Source organism: Xenorhabdus mauleonii (genome assembly GCF_900113945.1).
GTDB lineage: Bacteria > Pseudomonadota > Gammaproteobacteria > Enterobacterales > Enterobacteriaceae > Xenorhabdus > Xenorhabdus mauleonii.
In genome coordinates, this window is record NZ_FORG01000001.1 from 75,863 (window position 1) to 94,407 (window position 18,545).

General features: G+C 38.2%; 14 protein-coding genes. 2 read left to right on the forward strand and 12 right to left on the reverse strand.

Annotation, left to right across the window (positions count from 1 at the left end; genetic code table 11):
* The first annotated feature begins 178 nt into the window (after window positions 1-178).
* Window positions 179-967: a PhzF family phenazine biosynthesis protein gene (locus BM100_RS00320; protein WP_092507060.1), complete on the forward strand. Its 789-nt coding sequence runs from the start codon at window positions 179-181 to the stop codon at window positions 965-967.
* Window positions 968-1,088: 121 nt separating this feature from the next.
* Here BM100_RS00320 and lldD read toward each other — a convergent pair whose 3' ends face one another.
* From lldD to BM100_RS00350, 6 genes are all read right to left on the reverse strand, one after another.
* Complete coding sequence (gene lldD / locus BM100_RS00325; RefSeq protein ID WP_092507061.1) at window positions 1,089-2,231, reverse strand: FMN-dependent L-lactate dehydrogenase LldD; 1,143 nt, start codon at window positions 2,229-2,231, stop codon at window positions 1,089-1,091.
* A gap of 150 nt (window positions 2,232-2,381) precedes the next feature.
* Complete coding sequence (locus BM100_RS00330; RefSeq protein ID WP_092507062.1) at window positions 2,382-3,164, reverse strand: polysaccharide lyase; 783 nt, start codon at window positions 3,162-3,164, stop codon at window positions 2,382-2,384.
* A gap of 485 nt (window positions 3,165-3,649) precedes the next feature.
* The gene (locus BM100_RS00335) at window positions 3,650-4,405 is read right to left on the reverse strand and encodes a thioesterase II family protein (RefSeq protein ID WP_092507063.1); all 756 of its coding nucleotides are present in this window, start codon (window positions 4,403-4,405) and stop codon (window positions 3,650-3,652) included.
* A gap of 278 nt (window positions 4,406-4,683) precedes the next feature.
* Window positions 4,684-5,226 carry a riboflavin biosynthesis intermediates N-glycosidase gene (locus BM100_RS00340; RefSeq protein ID WP_092507064.1) on the reverse strand — a complete coding sequence of 181 codons (543 nt, stop codon included), beginning with the start codon at window positions 5,224-5,226 and terminating at the stop codon, window positions 4,684-4,686.
* A 211-nt stretch (window positions 5,227-5,437) separates the two neighbouring features.
* The gene (locus BM100_RS00345; protein WP_092507065.1) at window positions 5,438-5,890 is read right to left on the reverse strand and encodes a DUF2335 domain-containing protein; all 453 of its coding nucleotides are present in this window, start codon (window positions 5,888-5,890) and stop codon (window positions 5,438-5,440) included.
* A gap of 100 nt (window positions 5,891-5,990) precedes the next feature.
* Window positions 5,991-6,197, reverse strand: a complete 207-nt coding sequence (locus BM100_RS00350) for a Cro/CI family transcriptional regulator (RefSeq protein WP_092507066.1) — start codon at window positions 6,195-6,197, stop codon at window positions 5,991-5,993.
* Between the two features lie 100 nt (window positions 6,198-6,297).
* Here BM100_RS00350 and BM100_RS00355 point away from each other — a divergent pair, with 100 nt between their 5' ends.
* Window positions 6,298-7,008: a LexA family protein gene (locus BM100_RS00355; RefSeq protein ID WP_092507067.1), complete on the forward strand. Its 711-nt coding sequence runs from the start codon at window positions 6,298-6,300 to the stop codon at window positions 7,006-7,008.
* Between the two features lie 129 nt (window positions 7,009-7,137).
* On the opposite strand, the gene BM100_RS00360 is transcribed toward BM100_RS00355, so the two are convergent.
* The 6 genes from BM100_RS00360 to BM100_RS00385 form a co-directional block, all read right to left on the reverse strand.
* On the reverse strand, window positions 7,138-9,072 hold the full coding sequence (locus BM100_RS00360) for a hypothetical protein (RefSeq protein ID WP_092507068.1): 1,935 nt from the start codon (window positions 9,070-9,072) through the stop codon (window positions 7,138-7,140).
* 389 nt (window positions 9,073-9,461) lie between these two features.
* Window positions 9,462-10,736 (reverse strand): Ig-like domain-containing protein, encoded by a 1,275-nt coding sequence (locus tag BM100_RS00365; RefSeq protein ID WP_092507069.1) that lies wholly within the window; start codon window positions 10,734-10,736, stop codon window positions 9,462-9,464.
* A 320-nt stretch (window positions 10,737-11,056) separates the two neighbouring features.
* Window positions 11,057-15,070, reverse strand: coding sequence for an Ig-like domain-containing protein (locus tag BM100_RS00370; protein ID WP_169924691.1), 4,014 nt, complete (start codon window positions 15,068-15,070; stop codon window positions 11,057-11,059).
* Window positions 15,071-15,549: 479 nt separating this feature from the next.
* Entirely contained in the window at window positions 15,550-16,665 is a 1,116-nt protein-coding gene (locus tag BM100_RS00375) for an inverse autotransporter beta domain-containing protein (protein WP_092507071.1), read from the reverse strand.
* Window positions 16,666-16,914: 249 nt separating this feature from the next.
* The gene (locus BM100_RS00380) at window positions 16,915-17,688 is read right to left on the reverse strand and encodes a DUF2829 domain-containing protein (protein ID WP_092507072.1); all 774 of its coding nucleotides are present in this window, start codon (window positions 17,686-17,688) and stop codon (window positions 16,915-16,917) included.
* 142 nt (window positions 17,689-17,830) lie between these two features.
* Window positions 17,831-18,334: a DUF2867 domain-containing protein gene (locus BM100_RS00385; RefSeq protein WP_092507073.1), complete on the reverse strand. Its 504-nt coding sequence runs from the start codon at window positions 18,332-18,334 to the stop codon at window positions 17,831-17,833.
* Window positions 18,335-18,545: the final 211 nt, after the last annotated feature.

The window sequence follows — 18,545 nt, forward strand, 5'->3', positions numbered from 1 at the left end:
CTATAACCACGAATTATTATTTAATAATCATTATCACCTAAGGTCAATACTGCAATCACCTAAAACCAGTGCTTGCGTGGTTGAGCATCCTTTCATCATTTAAGATAACTCTTTACAACTTAATGTATTTTTAACATTCTACTTTCTATTTTTAACCATAAAAATAAGTGAGAATCTGATGCTTTCATACCCTATCTATCATGTTGATGCTTTCACTGATAAATCATTTTCTGGTAATCCAGCCGCTGTAGTTTTACTCGATACATGGCCAAAAAATGAAACCTTGATTTCCATTGCAGCTGAAATTGGATTGCCAGAAACTGCATTTTTAGTAGGCAACCATTTACGCTGGTTTACCCCAAGGGTCGAAGTTAAATTATGTGGCCACGCCACCTTGGCGACCGCATTTGTTCTCGCAGAATATGGTGATAATCAAGATAGTATATTTACATTCGAAAGCCTCTCAGGCGAACTCCGTGTTTCCCATCATGATGGTGTCTTTACCCTAGATTTCCCCATTGCCGCCTATCACGATGAAAACGCACTAATTCCAGTGATGCAAGACGCGTTGGGGCAAACGGTTTCTGAAGTACTCGTATCAACGGATCGCTACGTTTGTGTTTTGAATTCCATCGAGCAAGTCCTAAATACACAACCTGATTTTGGTAAAATCGCCGCCCTTCCCTTGCCCGGGCTTGCCATTACCGCGTTAGGGGATCCATCCGTTGATTTTGTTTCACGTTATTTCGCGCCAGCCAAAGGGGTTAATGAAGACCCTGTTACAGGCTCCAGCCATTGTGTGCTCGCCCCTTTCTGGGGGAAACGTCTCAATAAAACCGAACTCCGCGCTCATCAATTATCCCAACGTGGTGGTGAATTGTTATGCAGAGTAGATGGCGATCGTGTTTATTTGGAAGGTAAAGCGAAACTCTTTTCGCATGGGCAAATCTTGCTTGACGCTATTTAAAAATAGCCAATTCCAATCATTATAAAAAGCAATTGCAGTGCTCAGCAGCATAAATTCTGCTGAGCCGCAATTTGGCTCACAAATCCTAAACAACAGTATTCAGCTATATCTTGACTAAGAACTATGCCTTATCACGTACTAATAAGTCTGAATTAATCTCTGAGATTGATTTTGCTCCTGTTAAAGTCATCGCCACACGCATTTCTTTATCAATCAGATCCAACAGATTGGATACCCCGGCCTCACCTGCCGCAGCCAGTGCATAAGTAAACGCACGCCCGAGCAATACACCATCAGCCCCCAAGGCAATCATTCTCACCACATCCAACCCGCTACGGATACCCGAATCAGCAAGAATGGTAATGTCGTTCTTGACGGCATCGGCAATGGCAGGCAATGCTCGTGCGGTTGACAATACGCCATCAAGTTGACGCCCACCGTGATTGGATACCACAATACCATCTGCGCCAAAACGGACAGCATCTTTGGCATCTTCTGGATCGAGAATACCTTTGAGGATCATTGGGCCTTTCCAGAAATCACGGATCCATTCCAAGTCTTTCCATGAAATGGATGGATCAAAATTACTGCCCAACCATCCGATATAATCACCCAGATTGGTCGGTTGCCCACGATATGCAGAAATATTGCCAAGATCATGAGGCCGCCCCCACAAGCCTACATCCCATGCCCACTGAGGGTGTGTCAATGATTGCAGAATCCGCTTCATCGCTGCATTTGGGCCACTCATGCCGGAATGGGCATCACGGTACCGCGCGCCCGGAACAGGCATATCCACGGTAAAAACCAGATTCTTGACCCCAGCGGCCTGCGCCCTTTCCAAAGCATTGCGCATAAAACCCCGATCTTTTAACACATAGAGTTGAAACCATATCGGACGATCAATTGCAGGGGCGACTTCTTCAATCGGGCATACAGAAACTGTCGATAAAGTAAAAGGTATCCCTTTTTTGGCAGCTGCACGAGCCGCCTGCACTTCACCACGGCGTGCATACATTCCCGTTAACCCCACTGGCCCCAGCGCCACCGGCATTGACATTTTTTCGCCAAACAAGCTGGTTTCAAGGCTAAGTTCTGACATGTTTTTCAAGACACGCTGGCGCAATTCAACATTCGATAGGTCTGCCGTATTACGTTGCAGGGTATGTTCTGCATAAGCTCCACCATCAATATAGTGGAATAAGAAAGGCGGTAATTTTGCCTGGGCTGCTGCTCGATAATCTGTTGAAGCTGAAATAATCATAATATGTACCTTATATATTTTTCTAGCTAAACAAAGAAGTCAAAACAATAAATATCAATCAAATCAAGAGAAAAATCGAGTTCTGAATTCATTGCATTATGGGTTCATTTCATGAAAGGATAACAATATTATTTTTTAATGCTTATTGGATTATTCAATATTTTTCGGCTGTTCAATACTGACAATGAAGTCATCAAAATAAGCATATTGTTCTACCGGAGGAGCCCAATCTAATGTCGAGCCTCCAAAAAATGAACTCCACTTTATTGCATCAATAAACACATTATCTTTATTCCTGAATTTAATATTATTTAGCCTAACAATTTCTTTATTATCAACATATTGTATGTAAGTCCCATTTCGTTTACCGGCGCTATTCAACCTCACATATTGAGTCAAGGTATACCAAATGCCTTTCTTTAACGAAGTCGTTAATTTTACATAATCACCACACCGTGATTCTTTTTCTGGATAATAAAGATAACCAAACAATTCGCCTTCATTTCTCCACATTAAACGGCTACTGAAACCGTCAAAACTGCCATTATCCACACATCCTGATGGACGATCCCCTCCAGCTAAACCCGGTAATTTACCTCCTTTAATCCACATAAAATCTTTACTGAACATAACTTTATACTGCAACCACAATGCTTCGTGCTTACCATTGATCGGGGCATTGAATGATGTCCCGGCTTTCGACCCTACTGTATTCGCAAGATAAGTCAGTTCTAATACTTTATTTTTATCATGTTGTGGATCGATAACAATATTTAACCTACCTTGATTCAATCCCGATGATGAAGAAGGAGATGTTCCCCAATCAGATTTGAAATCTTTAGCTGTATACTTCCCTACTTTATGTTCAAAGTTTACATCAATTAAATTATCATGTTTTTTGTTAGAAAAAGGCGGTTGATTAATAGATGTCATGGCGGCTTCCTTATGCAATATGTGTTTTCTTTTTACATAATCACGCAAAACAATACTAATGCAGAACAATACGAGTAAAATATTCTAGCAAACCATCTTACTCAACATTCATTTTGATATTGTCGCCATTTCAAACAACAGTCAAATAATATAACTTAAAATCCATTTTAAAATATCTCACTGGTCTTTTATATTTAATCTATTTATGTTTCCATAATCTTCACAGGATTGCCAACAAACATCATAATTTGAGAATATATGATATTATTTTCATGCTCGCTGGATTTCATATTTATTGAATTTCAAAATACAGGGCGATAACAAAGAAGTGACAAATTCGCCAATGAATATGTCCTGATAAAGGTCGGCCGCCAGTGAGAGGTAAATGCCCCTCAATTACTCAATAACATATCTATTGAATGGAGACATAACTTATTAATAATAAAAAAGTTATGTCTGATACAGGTCAACGATATATCTCAATATTATTTAATAAATTCTTTGCATTGTTTCTCAAGCCAAGGAATAAGCGTTTTGTTAGTAAACACGTAAAAATGCCCTCCCGTAAAAACGTGTTGTTCCGCAGATGCAGGTAACACTTTCCTCCACATCTCTAATTGAGATACATGTACGCGGTTATCTTCACTTCCTCCTATCACTTTGGTCTGAACATTGAGTTTTGTCTTCGGTAATCGAGAAAGGGAATCCAACAAAAGTAGATCATGCTTCATTGTTCTAATTAAATAATCACGCAATTCAGGATTAGAAAGAACGTCTTGTGGTGTTCCCCCGCACTGATTAATGATATTCACGACATGTTCATCAGAATATTCTTCACATTCATCATTTATCAAATCTTCAGGTTCAAAAAAACCACGGGCAGAAAGAATAAGAGCGATTTTCTTTTCAGGCGCCTCATGCTCAAGTTTTCTGGCAACATGATAAGCCAACTCTGCTCCCAAACTATGTCCAAACAGCAACAAAGGTTTATCTTCCCCTAATTTCAAATGATTTATCGAAGCCAAAATATCAGACAATACGGTTTCAGCATCCGTCTGAAAAGGTTCTGCAATCCGCATTCCCCTGCCGGCGAGCTCCAGAGTATAAATTTCAATGTTCGACAACAACTTATGAGCCAATTCCATGTAGGAAAAACAAGATCCTCCTGCATGATGCAGAAATAGCAACTGTACTTCAGCTTCTGGTTTTTTAATCACAGAGAATAAAACGGAGTCAGACAAAATTAAGCTCCTTCAGTAGTAGGATTGGGAAAATTGCAACTTGAAAGACGACGATCCCAGATAATCCGGAAAATGAACCATGAAATGCAGAGTAATAACTATTGGTTTCTTTTTCTATAACAGAAAAAATTGATTAAATGATAATATTCCTTAGATAGCGGCTATGTGACCAAAGAAATGAGGCATAGCATCTATCTTAGAACTGTCACCTTAGAGCTATGCCTGCCGTCTTTCAATTTTAGATTTAGAACCTACTTCATTAGGCTCTAATGTTTGGATTATTGTTTTAGTTTTTCACGTACAGCCATCAACGCAAAACCCAATAAATTCAACCCATCCCATGTCAAAGGGTTTTGAATATTAGGAGAATCCTCTGCTAACCCAATCCCCCAAATACGATCAACCGGGCTTGCCTCAACCAGTATCTTATCCCCTGTATTCAATAAAAATTCAGCTAACGGTTTATTTTGAGAAAATTTCGCCAAATTCCCTTCAATCACTATTTTCATCCGATGTTCATCCCAAGTCGATTGATTGAACCTGCGAATTTCTCGACCATACGCTTTCGCTGCGCCGGGATTTTTGGCGTTAATAATTTTTCCCAACACTTCATGATCATTAAACAAACGGGCTTTTTCTGCCATCATATAGTGTTCTGCACTGGCATATTTGATATCATCAACAGTAAATTGAACTGGATACCACTGACTTAAACAAGATTTAGTGATGTGGTTAGTATGATTAGTTTTATGCCCCCAGAAAAAAAGATATTTCAGTTTTTTTCCCGATTGGTAAAGATCACATACAGTTTTAATGTCCATATTATCTCTCTATAATACGATAATTTATTTTCAATACATAACCATTATCCTATCATACGATTTTTTTTATCTTTGTCGATGTGCGCCATACCCGTTTTATTGACTTAAAATAAGAACTACAAAAATAAATTTAACTGAAAGTAACCGATATAAAAAATAGTAAATAAAAATAATCACACATTTTCTGTATAATGTATGCAAATGCATAAAATCACTTGATATTTGACTTACGGCCAATAACGAAGACTGCAACCAACCCGACTAAATCGATTGTAATTAACGTTCCTGCAAATAATATTTCTTTTCTGAACGCAAAAACGGCAGCAATGATTAAAATAAACATTGCAATGGAAAACCCCATCCACTGCCCTCTTTTCTCTTTACTTATCAGTCCATCAAGTGTTTTTTTCTGCTTTTCATGCCGGAAAGATTGTTCCCGCTCTCTCAAAGAGAACATCCTTTCGGCATAGCCTGGCAAAATTGATTCATAACCTTTCAATACTTCTGGAGAGGGGAATGAGCCGAAGCAGCAACGGTTTTTCTTATTTTCGATTAAATAATGATTTGATGAATCAAAATCTAAATTATCATCGTAATCGTTTGCAGGCATGATATCCAGAATACTCCCTATTGCTCTGAAATAATGACGAATATTCGAATCCATTTTATCTCCCGGACAATATACACAAAAAACAATCAAATAAAATCAGTAGGATAATTAAATTCAACCGATAATAGAGTTCAATTAATCATACTGCTGATATTTATTTCCCCTGCGATACACTCTGTTTCTGACTGGGGAATGGGCGGCACTCTTCCGCTTTATAGCTCCCATCTTCCTGATAAACCAAAAATATTTTACGCCCTGAGCGCAGTGCTTTACTGATTGCAGTTTGATGAACACCGACTAACCGTGCAGTTTTTGCCTGACCATGCAATTTTACATATTCTGATAATGAAATTTTTTCCATCTGTTTTCTCCTGCCTGCACACAAACAATACCAAAAGTACTGAATATTTCAATACTTTTGGTATTTATCATTTTAATAGCGTTGGTATTAAAATGGTCCTATGAATAAGAAACTCACAGCAGAACAAATTGCAGATGCCACACGCTTAAAAGACCTGTTTGAGTCCAGAAAGAAGCAGCTTGGCATTTCTCAGGAAACACTTGCAGAAGAAATTGGTAAGACGCAAGGTGCAATTTCACACTATCTCAATGGGATAAATTCCCTTAATTTGGAGATGGCAGCCTTCTTTGCCAAAAAATTAGGTGCAAAGATTGCGGATTTCAGCCCATCACTGGACAAACAAGCAAGAGAGCTTGTCGATACCCTCTATGACATAGATGATATATTTGCCAACCCGCCACATAACCCAAAGCAATACCCGTTGCTCGATTGGGCAAATGCAGGCCATTGGTGCGAAGAACCCTCAATCTCATACCCTAGCAACAATACGCAACAATACGAAACGTCTGTTGAGTGTTCACAACATGCTTTTTGGCTGGAAGTTAAAGGGGATTCAATGAGTTCACCAAATGGCTTAAGCATTCCACAAGGAATGATCATTTTGGTCGATCCGGAAGTGAAACCCAGCGCTAACAATTTAGTTATCGCAAAACTTGATGGTGAAAAAAAACTGACATTCAAGCAATTAATTTCTGAAGGGTACGACACATTTTTAAAACCGCTCAATTCTCAATACAATATGATACCTATCAATAATCATGTCCATATTATTGGGGTTGTTGTCGAAGCAAAAGTGAAAGAATTGCCGTAAGGTTTTTATCATTTATTCTCAATTAAAACCTTACAACCATTAAGAAAATAGGTTTGAGCTATAAAATATTAAAAGGCGTGCTTATTACCGCACGCCTTTTTAAGGAAAAACATTGAGTATTAATACCAATTAATTATAAGTACAGAGTAACAATCCACCTGTACTATTATCAAGATCATCGGGGTCCGTGGTTATACTGTTAGTTGATGCATCGTATATAGCATATGGATTACCCGGTTTAGAATCATCTTTAATTTTGATAAAGTATTGGCCTGGAGTTACGCTCGAAGATATGCCATTAAATGTAATAAATACTCCCCAATTAAAAATATTTTTAAATTCAGAATGTATCGGCGAGGCCCCTCCATTAAAATCTGAGAATGTTAAAGATCTATATTGGTTACTGTCAATATTATCGCATGAATTATTATCATCCAAAGGATAACTGGCTGGATGATCTTTAGGATAATATAGCTTTCTCACCGTTTTGACATTGTAATAATACCTGTCAGTTTTCCCATCGGGTGTTGTAACTTTTGCAAGAATACGTGCCTGACCCGCTTTTTTAAAACTAATAGGGCCTGCATTATTTTCTCCTAAATCAACAACATCCTGATTATTTGTTGAATATTCAAAGGTATCTAGGCCACCCAGAGCGCCTTGTATTGACGACTGATCGTTAGACCCTATCAAGTGCGCCTTCAACGTATCAAAGAAATTATATGGATGATTATCATCCTGAAATGCGTTTTGTGCTATCACCTGTTTATACGTTGAACTATCTTGATCAAGATCGCGATAATAGACCAATAATGCTCCTTGTTTATAAACAGAATTAAAACGCACATAATTATCTTGTTCTGTCTTATTCTTCGCCGCCAGTCCTGTTGATGTATATTTAACATTCACTTGAATATCTTTCTCAATACCAACATTACTCTTTAATGTTCCATACAAATACCCATGTTCATCTGTTTTATCACCGAGAGATTGAACATCAGGTAAGTCATTTTTGTTTATATGAGCGGAAGCATCAGCCAGATTACGAGACCAATTTACATTGCCTAAATTAATACTATTTTTAAACGGAACTCTACCTTTTTGGATCTTACTATCGACGACCCTATTAATTAATGCTCTAAATTTATATCGATCACTTCCGTTTCCATCCAACACGGGTATAGGTTGCCTCTGTTCATATTTTTTCTCTCCGGCACTGGTGATAGTGCTGTAAAGCACAACATTGCCCACCTCAAGTTTTAAAGGAACCTCCTTAAAACTCACCTGATCTGAGCATTGCCGTGTTGCATCTTTACCAACAACTTGAAGGCAAACATTTGCACCCTTCACAGCCGGATATTGATAACTGATTAAAGAAGTTGCTAGCTTTCCATCTTTTACTTCTGTAATGGGAACAGGTTTGGGTGACAACATTGTTTCGTCATTATTCAGATTAGTGGGCTCTGGATGCTTCACAATCCACTCAAATGCAATCTCTTTTCCTGTATAGGGTGTTATGCCATCAGCACCCAATATTTCCGCTGTAAACGGATAAGCACCTCCCCCATTTCCGGAGATTGAACCACTATTTAGATTAGTGGTAGGTTTTTTAATGGTCGGCCATTTGAATTCAACAACCGGAGTTCGTGTTGGCTTGTTACTGCCTATAGCCGCCGTGACAACCACACCCGAAACCGCCTCCGAGCCGGTTAATGTTGCCCGGTATTGGCCTTTTTGTTTGTCATCATCATTTTGTGGTACAGGCTTCAGAGTCACGCCCGGGATACTTTGCACGGGCTTTCCATCTTTCTCCAGATGCCAATTTACCTCATTACCACTTCCATTATCATTGATGACAGTGGCGGTATAGGTATAAGTTTCGTGAACTAATAGCGGTTTAGATTGGTCAACTTTGATACTGATTGGAAATGGATCTTTTTGTTTATCGTTGCCAAGGTGTTCTGTTGCAATGGAGCTATTCGAGTACGCCTTAATAAATAAAGAAAAAAACAATGATATCAATACAATAAAATACCCTACGAACCTTTTTTTATATGAAAACATAATTAATACCCCACAATAAATTAAAAATTATTCTTATTAAGAAATTAATTTATATAAAAAACTCATCATTTTGTTTTAATAGCGCATTAAAAATGGAAATTTGGCAATATTTAAAACTCACCATTCAATAATATCGAATTATCACATGTGATTTTAATTAAAATAAATTTTACTCCTCCCTAACTACCCGTTGTCTTTCAGCTTATTTTTTTGCACCAGATAAATACCCCCTTAATTAACACTCCAAATTTATATTATTCAATTCCGTCCCCATACAACAAGGGCATAAATTGCCCTTGTTCATAGTTTTTCTCACCGGCACTAGTAATAATGCTGTAAAGCATAATATGTCCATCACAAATTTTAAAGACGCCTTTTTAAAACTCATGTTAATAGTGCGCACAACCATTTGGGAGATCATTAGGCGATTTCTTAAAGCGCACATAATTATCTGAATCAGCCTTACTATTCATTGTATTTTCTGATAAATATATTGCATTTACCCATACTCTAATATAGTCATTCTCAACACCAGTATAACTTCTTAATGTACCATATAAATATCCTTCTCCATCTGTATTAATATTGATGGACTGGACATTGCATAGGCCTGGTATATGAAAGGGGTTATTGATCTGTTCATGACCCCAATTTACTTCTTTGATATTCTGGCTATTCTTATATGGAACACTACCATTTTTAACATTATTATTGATTTTTCTCTTAACCAATACGCCAAATTTATATTGATCAGTTCCGTTCCCATACAACTCAGGTATGGGTTGCCCCTGTTCATATTTTTTATCTCCGAGATTGGTAATAGTGCTGTAAAGCACAACATTGTCCATCTCAAGTGTTAAAGGCGCCTCTTTAAAACTCACTTTATCCGAGCATTGCCGTGTTGAATCTTCACCAACAACTTGAAGGCAAACATTTGCACCCTTCACGGCCGGATATTGATAACTCATTAAAGATGCTGGCAGAGTGCCATTCTTGACTTCTGTAATAGGTGAGCCGGATTCTAATGACAATATTGTTTCATCATTATTCGGATTACTTGGATCTGGATGCACCATAGACCACTCAAATTGAATCTTTTTCCCTGTATAGGGTGTCGTGCCATCAGCGCCAAATATTTCCGCTGTAAACGGATAAGCCTCTCCCCCATCCCCGGAAACTGAACCACTATCTAGGTGAGTGGTAGGTTTTTTAATGGTCGGCCATTTGAATTCAACAACCGGAGTTCGTGTTGACTTGTTATTGCCTATAGTCGCCGTGACAACCACTCCCGAAACTGCCTTCGAGCCGGTTAAGGTTGCCCGGTATTGACCTTTTTGTTTGTCATCATCATCTTGTGGTACAGGCTTCAGAATCACGCCCGGGATACTTTGCACTGACTTCCCATCTTTCTCCAGATGCCAATTTACTGTATTACCACTTCCATTATCATTGGTAACAGTGGCGGTATAGGTATAAGTTTCGTGAACTAATAGCGGCTTAGGCTGGTCAACGTTGACACTGATTTGACGTTGGCTTTTTTGTTTGTCGTTGCCAAGGTTTTCTGTTGCAATGGAACTATTCGAATACGCCTTAATAAATAAAGAAAAAAATAATGATATCAATACAAAAAAATACCCTGCTATCCTTTTTTTATATGAAAACATAATTAATACCCCACAATGAATTAGAAAAAACAGATTATTATTAAAAAATCAATTTAAAAAACTCATCACTTTGTCTTAATAGAACATTTAAAATGGTAATTTGATAATATTAAAAACTTATCAATCAATAATATAAAGTTATCACCTAGTGATTTTAATGGGATAAATTCCCTCAATTGGGATATGGCAAGCGATTTTATCTAAAAAGTTGGGTTCAAGATTTAGGAAAGATAATGCGACTCCAACTTTCTTCAAAATATAATACGTAAAAAGGCATGCCTGTTACCGCACGCCTTTTTAAAGAAAAACATTAACACCATTTATTTATAAGTACAGAGTAAAAGCCCCTTGTCTTTGTTATTGATTATCTTATTATTTCTTGTATCATAAATAGCAAATAGGTTAGTAACAGTATCATAAATCTTGATTAAATCATAATCCTTCCATGTATTGTCCCCTTTCATGGAATCAAATACTCTCCAATCAAAAATATTCTCAAATTCATCTTTTATCGACAGTAAATCTTTATCGTTTATGGACCTGAGTTCGGAGTCAGTATTTTCACATGTAATACCGTCTGTTATTGATTGTGGCTTCGGCTCAAAGTTTATGGGATAAACTAACATCCGATCCGTCTTTACATTGTAATAATATATGTTGGTTTGACCATCAGATTTTGTATGTTTTGCGTAGATAAGTGCATTACCTTTCCCCATAAAACTAAGAGGCCCTTCACCGTTCTTTCCTAAATCAATAAAAGCAGGAGAACTTGAAGAATCTATTGTATATACAATATTCGGTCGCTCATTTATATTTTGATATACATCGTCTGATTCATAAGTCAGCACATCCGCACTCAACTGAGGAAAGTAATTAGATGGATGATTCGAATCCTTAAACCTATTATGCTTGTTTATCTGACCATACGTTGAGCTATGTCGATTTTGATTATAATTATAGATATATAACTGGCCTTGCTTAGGTTCAGGGGCAAAAACCACATCATTATCTTTATCTGTGCTAACAGGGTTGGATATATCTGTATTTTCACCTAACCACAAAGTTACTGACACCCCATTTTTAACGCCAACAAAGCTAATTAATTGCGCATATAACTGCCCGCGTTCATTTGTTTTAATCTTACCTGTTGTTTCATCACGTTCAGGAGCGGGTTGAGGGAAATCCTTCTCACTTATTGCACTATCACGCGTCCAATTTACAGATATGTTATCAAGATTTTGATTCTTAAAAGGAACGCTACCATTCTGGACATTTTGATTGACTGCCCTAGTAATGAGTGCCTGATATCTATACGCTTGCTTTCCGTTCCCATATAAAACGGGTGGTTCCCCCGGTGTAACTGGTGACATTACACCGTCCTTGACTGTATCAATGACTACAACACTCTCGATCTGTAACTTTAAATCAACCTCATCAAAACCCACCGCATTTGAGCATTGTTGCGTTGAAGATGCACCTGCAACTTGAAGGCAAACCGCTGCTCCCTGCACAGCTGGATATTGATAACTCATTAAAGATGCTGTCAGCGTTCCATCCTTGACTTCTGTAATAGGAGGGTCGGATGGTGTTGACAAGGTTGTTTCGTCATTATTAGGATTTTTGGGATCTGGCAATTTCAAAGACCACTCAAATTTAATCTTTTTCCCTATATAGGGTGTTGTACCATCAGCGCCAAATATTTCCGCCTTAAATTGATAAGCACCTCCCCCATCACCGGGAACTGATTTATCCCCAGTAGTAGGTTGTTTAATGGTCGGCCATTTGAATTCAACAGGTGCTGGAGCTGGCGTTGGCTTGCTATTGCCTATCGAAGCGGTGACAACCAATCCCGAAATTGCCTTCGAGCTGGTTAATGTTGCTCGGAACTGGCCTTTTTTCTTGTCGTCGTCATTTCGTGGTATCTTCTTCAATTCCATACCTGAGCCAGAGATATCTTGTACTGGATTCCCATCTTTCTCCAGCCCCCAATTTGCATCATTGGCACTTCCATCCGCATTTTTGACCGTGGCGGTATAGGTATAAGTTTCGTGAACTAAGAGTGGCCCGGGCTGATCAGACGTAACGGCAATTGTTTCAGGTTCTTCAGAGACGAAATTCACAGGTTCTGAACACTCTTTTGTTGCAGGCTCATTAACAATTTGCAGGCAAACCTGTGCCCCTTTCACAGCCGGTTTTTGCTGGTGGCTGCTTAAAGATGCTTTCAGCGTTCCGCCTGATCCTACTTTATGGGTGCTACCGGGGGGTGGTGATAATTGAGTCTTACTTTCATCGTTACCTTGTGGCAATTTCAGCGACCATTCAAATTGAACCTCTTGCCCTGTATAGGGCGTTTTACCATCAACTTCAAATATTTCCGCCGTAAACTGGTAAGGCACCGACCCATTCCCGATCACAGTTCCGTTCGCTGGGGTAAAGGTCGGTTTTTTAATGGTCGGCCATTTGAACTCGACAGGCGGAGATTTTCCTTGATTGTTTTTGTCTATAGCGATGGCAACTACGTTCGAAATGGCTTTCGAGCTGGTTAATGTTGCTCGAAACTGACCTTTTCTCTTGTCGTCGTCATTTCGTGGTATCTTCTCCAGCTTCATACCTGAGCCAGGGATATCTTGCACCGGCTTCCCATTGTGCTCCAGCTTCCAGTCTATTGAGCTGCCGGTCTCTGGATTACCATCATTATCTTTGACAGTAGCGGTATAGGTATAAAGCTCGCCAACTAAGAGAGGCCCCGGCTTGTCAGGATTGACAGTTATTTTTTCAGGTTTGAAAGAAACCGCATCTTTGGAATCTATCCAAACAGCAGGTTTATCTTCAATGGCAAGGGAAACAGTAATGTCTTTTGCTTCAACCCTGCTGGTCAACGTTGCCGTCAATTCGCCCTTCTTAGTGGTTTTACTCCCCGTTGATATCAGCTCAAGCCCTGTTATTGATGGATTAGTTTTCCAAATTACATTAGCAATTTCCTGTTCTTCGGCGATCTGCTTATTTTCATCGATAATAATCACCGTATAGGTATAAGACTCTTTACCATCTGCTGTTAATATTTTTGTATTTTTGGGTTTGATATCAATAGCATTATCTTTAATAGAATAATTCTTAGCCTCTGACGTAAAGGAGACCGGATGTTCTGCCGCAACAGCCGGTTGATTTTCAATGGCAAGGGAAATTGTTACATCTTTGACTTCCGCAGTACTGGCCAATGTTGCTTTTAGTTTTCCATCTTCAGTGGTCGTGAATACCCCGTTATTTTCATTTTCTGCGTTCAAGGTCAGCCCAGCAACGTTCTTATCTTTGTTCCATATGACATTCTTAATTTTCTGATTTCTTGCGGGTTTTTTCTGGCTGTCAAGAACGGTGGCGGTAAAGGTATAGGATTTTGGGCCATTCGCGATTAAAGGGCCGGGAGGATCAACTTTCAGCGCGCCTTCAAGATGATAGCCCGCCGTATTCGGTGTAGACGTAAAGGAGACCGGATGTTCTGCCGAAACAGCCGGTTGATTTTCAATGGCAAGAGAAACCATCACATCTTTGACTTCCGCAGTACTGGTCAATGTTGCTTTTAGTTTTCCATCGTTAGTGGTCGTGAATACCCCGTTATTTTCATTTTCTGCGTTCAAGGTCAGCCCAGCAACGTTCTTATCTTTGTTCCATATGACATTCTTAATTTCCTGATTTCTTGCGGGTTTTTTCTGGCTGTCAAGAACGGTGGCGGTAAAGGTATAGGATTTTGGGCCATTCGCGATTAAAGGGCCGGGAGGATCAACTTTCAGCGCGCCTTCAAGATGATAGCCCGCCGTATTCGGTGTAGACGTAAAGGAGACCGGATGTTCTGCCGAAACAGGCCGTTGATTCTCAATGGCAAGAGAAACCATCACATCTTTGACTTCCGCAGTACTGGTCAATGTTGCTTTTAGTTTTCCATCGTTAGTGGTCGTGAATACCCCGTTATTTTCATTTTCGGCTTTCAGAATAAGTCCATCAACATGCTTGTCATTGCTCCACTTTACATGTGCAATTTCCTGATTTTTTACGGGATTGTTATTGTTATCCAAAATCGTGGCCGTATAAGTGTAAGTCTGGGCACCGTCAGCAATCACAGGCCCTTTAGGTAAAACGTCCACTGTACCGACTTTGAAACTAGCAAGTTCCTTCTCAAAGCTGACCTCTCCTACCAGTTGCAGCGGCTGCCCACTCCATTGCAAGTAAACTTTAACGCTTTTATGTGGCTTGGTGCTGGTTAAAACCGGTTTAACCCTGAATTGTCCATACCCATTAAGTTCCGCTGTGCCTGAGCCATCCAGCCCTTCTAATTTCAACCCTGAATCTTCGCCAATTGCCGGTTCCGTTACCCATTGAACCTGCTTTATCGTCGTATTTTTTATTGGCGTTCCATGCACTGAATCAAACGTAATCACAGGATTAAATGTATATCCATCCTCTTTCTTGCCTGTTGCAAATAACGGCCCTGCTGGGGTGAAATTAGGTTCCCCGCTTTTTTTCAACATAAAAGGTTTAACAGTGATTTGCATCTCAACAGGCGATAGTTTCTGGTTATCGTGCAACTCTGCAACGGCATAAATAGGATAATTATTATTTTGATGAGCGTCTGCTACATAATTAGGTAAGGTAACGTTAATCGTCTCGCCTATTTCCGGAAAAATTTTTCCACCATTCTGTTGAAATGCTTGGTTGGTTGACCAATGAATTCGTTTGATTGACGTATTGGCGGATAATTTAGCGGTAATGGCACGTGATTCCTGACTATAGCCAATGATATTTTCAGGCAAGGTTATTTTTACAATATTTTTTTCTGATGCTCCAAAACAATATTATTATTTCTATCGACTAAATCGTAGCGACTGCCCGTTAATGTCCGCATGGCATCAACATTTCCTGGCGATAACTGGGTACTGAAAGGAACGCCCAATTTATAATTTATCTTCGCCATAAATTGCGTTTCACTATGCCCGCCTTTACCTTGTTTATAATCAACTCCCATCGTAAGTAATGGCACTGGAGTATAAGTCAGGCCGAATTTCGCTAGGTTGGGATCTTTCTGTTTGGTATCGTGAAATAACGTCACGTCATTGCCGAAATATTGCTCGTAAGTCAGTTTGGCGCCCAAATTAGGGTAAGCTGGCAGGAAAAATTCACCGTTGATATCATAACCATTGGCGGGACGTTCCTGATAACCGTTAAAATTGCGCGAATTTTTCCAATCACTCAAGCGCCAATATGTATTGGCGGAAAGTTTAATATAATCGCTCCAGACTTCTCCCCCAAACCCCAAACGCTGGTTTTTACCGGTTAAATCGTGGTCATAAAATGTATTCAGGCCATACATCCAATTTTGATAAAAATAGCGTCCTCCCAGCCCCAAATTGACTGTATCCCGGCTGTCTTTATTGCGATAGCTTAATTGGGAGAAAAATAACCAATCTGTTTTGTTATCGTAAAATGGCAATAAGAGATCGAAAGCACTGTCTTTCAAAGTGCCTTTTTTATCCAGACCAAAGTTAATTCTGGCTGTTCCAAACTGAGATAGCCATTTTTGAGTTTCAGATGTAACAGTATTGTTAATCTTGCTCAACGCATAAGATTTAGCTTGTTCAGATAATTCCGCAGGCGAAGATGTCAAAATATTGTTCACCGCCTGAATGTTGTTAGTAATTGTCTGGAATGTCTCTGAATTTAAGGTTTCATTGCTTCTTTTTGTAATTTCATGATTTACACCTGAATTCAATTTTTTTTCATTTGGGGTATCAACAACTTCTGTCTTTTTTTTATCTACATTACCGAGGTATTCTGTTGAAATAGAACCATTAGAAAACACCTTAATAAATAAGGAAAAAAACAATAGTGTACATAAAACAACAAAATACCCAGTTATTTTTCTTTTATATGAAGACATTAATTAACACCCCATAATAAATTAATAAAAAAAACAACCCGTTATTAAAGAGTTAATTTATATAAAAAATATCTACTCCATTTTGATATAGCATAAAAAATGGAAATATGATTAATAGCCAATCATTATCAATTGATAATAAAAAGTTATCGAATATAATTTTAAGAGGGTAAAATAGAGAGGAAACCTAATTTTTCGAATGGCCACACTAAAGCGTGGCCTTTAATTAACAAAATAATATTTGGCAATTTATCTCTTACGCCAATTAAGACAGAAAGTCTTTTTCTCATTTGTTTTCTTTAATACTTCACCCAAATTCCGCACATCATTAGCACCATATGAAATGGTGTATATATTATGTTGATCGCTTAACGGTGGTTCAAAGCCAATAAAATAAGTTACATCATCGACTGTTACTGAGAGATTTTGCGTAATTAACTCTAATAACTTACTATTGTCATCCTTATTTGATGACACTATCAGATAAAAACGATCATACGTACTCCAATAGAATGCGTGAACTTGCTTAATCACAGTCTTATTTGAAATCGGTGTTAAAGTACCAAAAGTAGATTGGCTTCCACTTAGCCATTCTCCACCTTTACCGATATATCCCCAATCATGCCCATGATTGAACGAGCCTGTTCCTAATTCAAGTTCAAAGGACATCATACAATCTTCCGATTTTGGCTTGAACAATTCCCAATCACACGCCATTAAATCTTCTTGGGTCGGTTGCCAAGGCTCCCAATTACCATAAATATTGCGTTTATCAATGTGGGCTAAATAATCGCCATCACCTTCATCAATTTTTTTGCGGGGAACAAATTTCAATTGTTCTTTTTTAGACCAGCTACTTCGAGAAACATTATTTCCCAATTTCAACTGAATCAGTGCCCATGAGAAAGAACCTACCGGGGCAATAATTTTCACTTCCTGATAATCATCTGGATCAAATTGGCATTCATGTTCAGGGACTTTATTCTTTTCATCTGCAATTTCTGGCTTATTAATTTCAGACATAAATACCTCATTTTTTAAAATTCAAGGTGATTTTATCTTACGGCCAAACAACCAAAAATTTTATTGAATAAAAACCCTTATTTCAACCGAGTATATTCATGTCATGGGATTATAATTTAATATATACCTGTTGTCTTTCAAGTTAATGTACATGCCCAATTTTAGATAACATCGTCTTCACAATACCAGCATGAGTAAGAAATACCGGTATCATATATACTTTTCCAAAAAAATTATGAGTTATAACTGATGCTGTTACAGCAGCGACACAACCGATTGTGTGATTATCATCAAGGAAAATATTCACAGATATCATTACCGATAAATGTATATCTTTCGACAATAAACACATTTCATTGTCACTGATATGTATAATATTAAAAAAATCAATATAACTTCCAACGTGATATTTTTCATCTGAATTTTTATCAGAGAAACCATGTATTTTTTCCACACCTGCCAGGCTTGAAATTTTATCTCTTATCGCAAAAGACAAACGTAACCATAGTGGAGTGTTATTTGTCATTTTATTATAAACATCAAGAGCGGTGATCTTTTTCTCAATAAAAACCTTCTGCTGGCTATAATAACCTAGTTTATCTTTTTCATCTAAAAGTAAAACACCTGATTCATCACGGCAGTACATATTTCACCACTTTATTATTTATTATCACATTACGAAATGTGATTAGGATAATACGTGATAATTTTAAAAATATAACTCACTGAATATAGTTAATTAGATATTTATTATATAAAAGATCATCAACCCACTCATAAACGTGCAATGAGGAAATCAAATCGTTTTCCTACATCGAAGGTTTCATAAAAAAGCAGGCGGTATCATAATATGATCA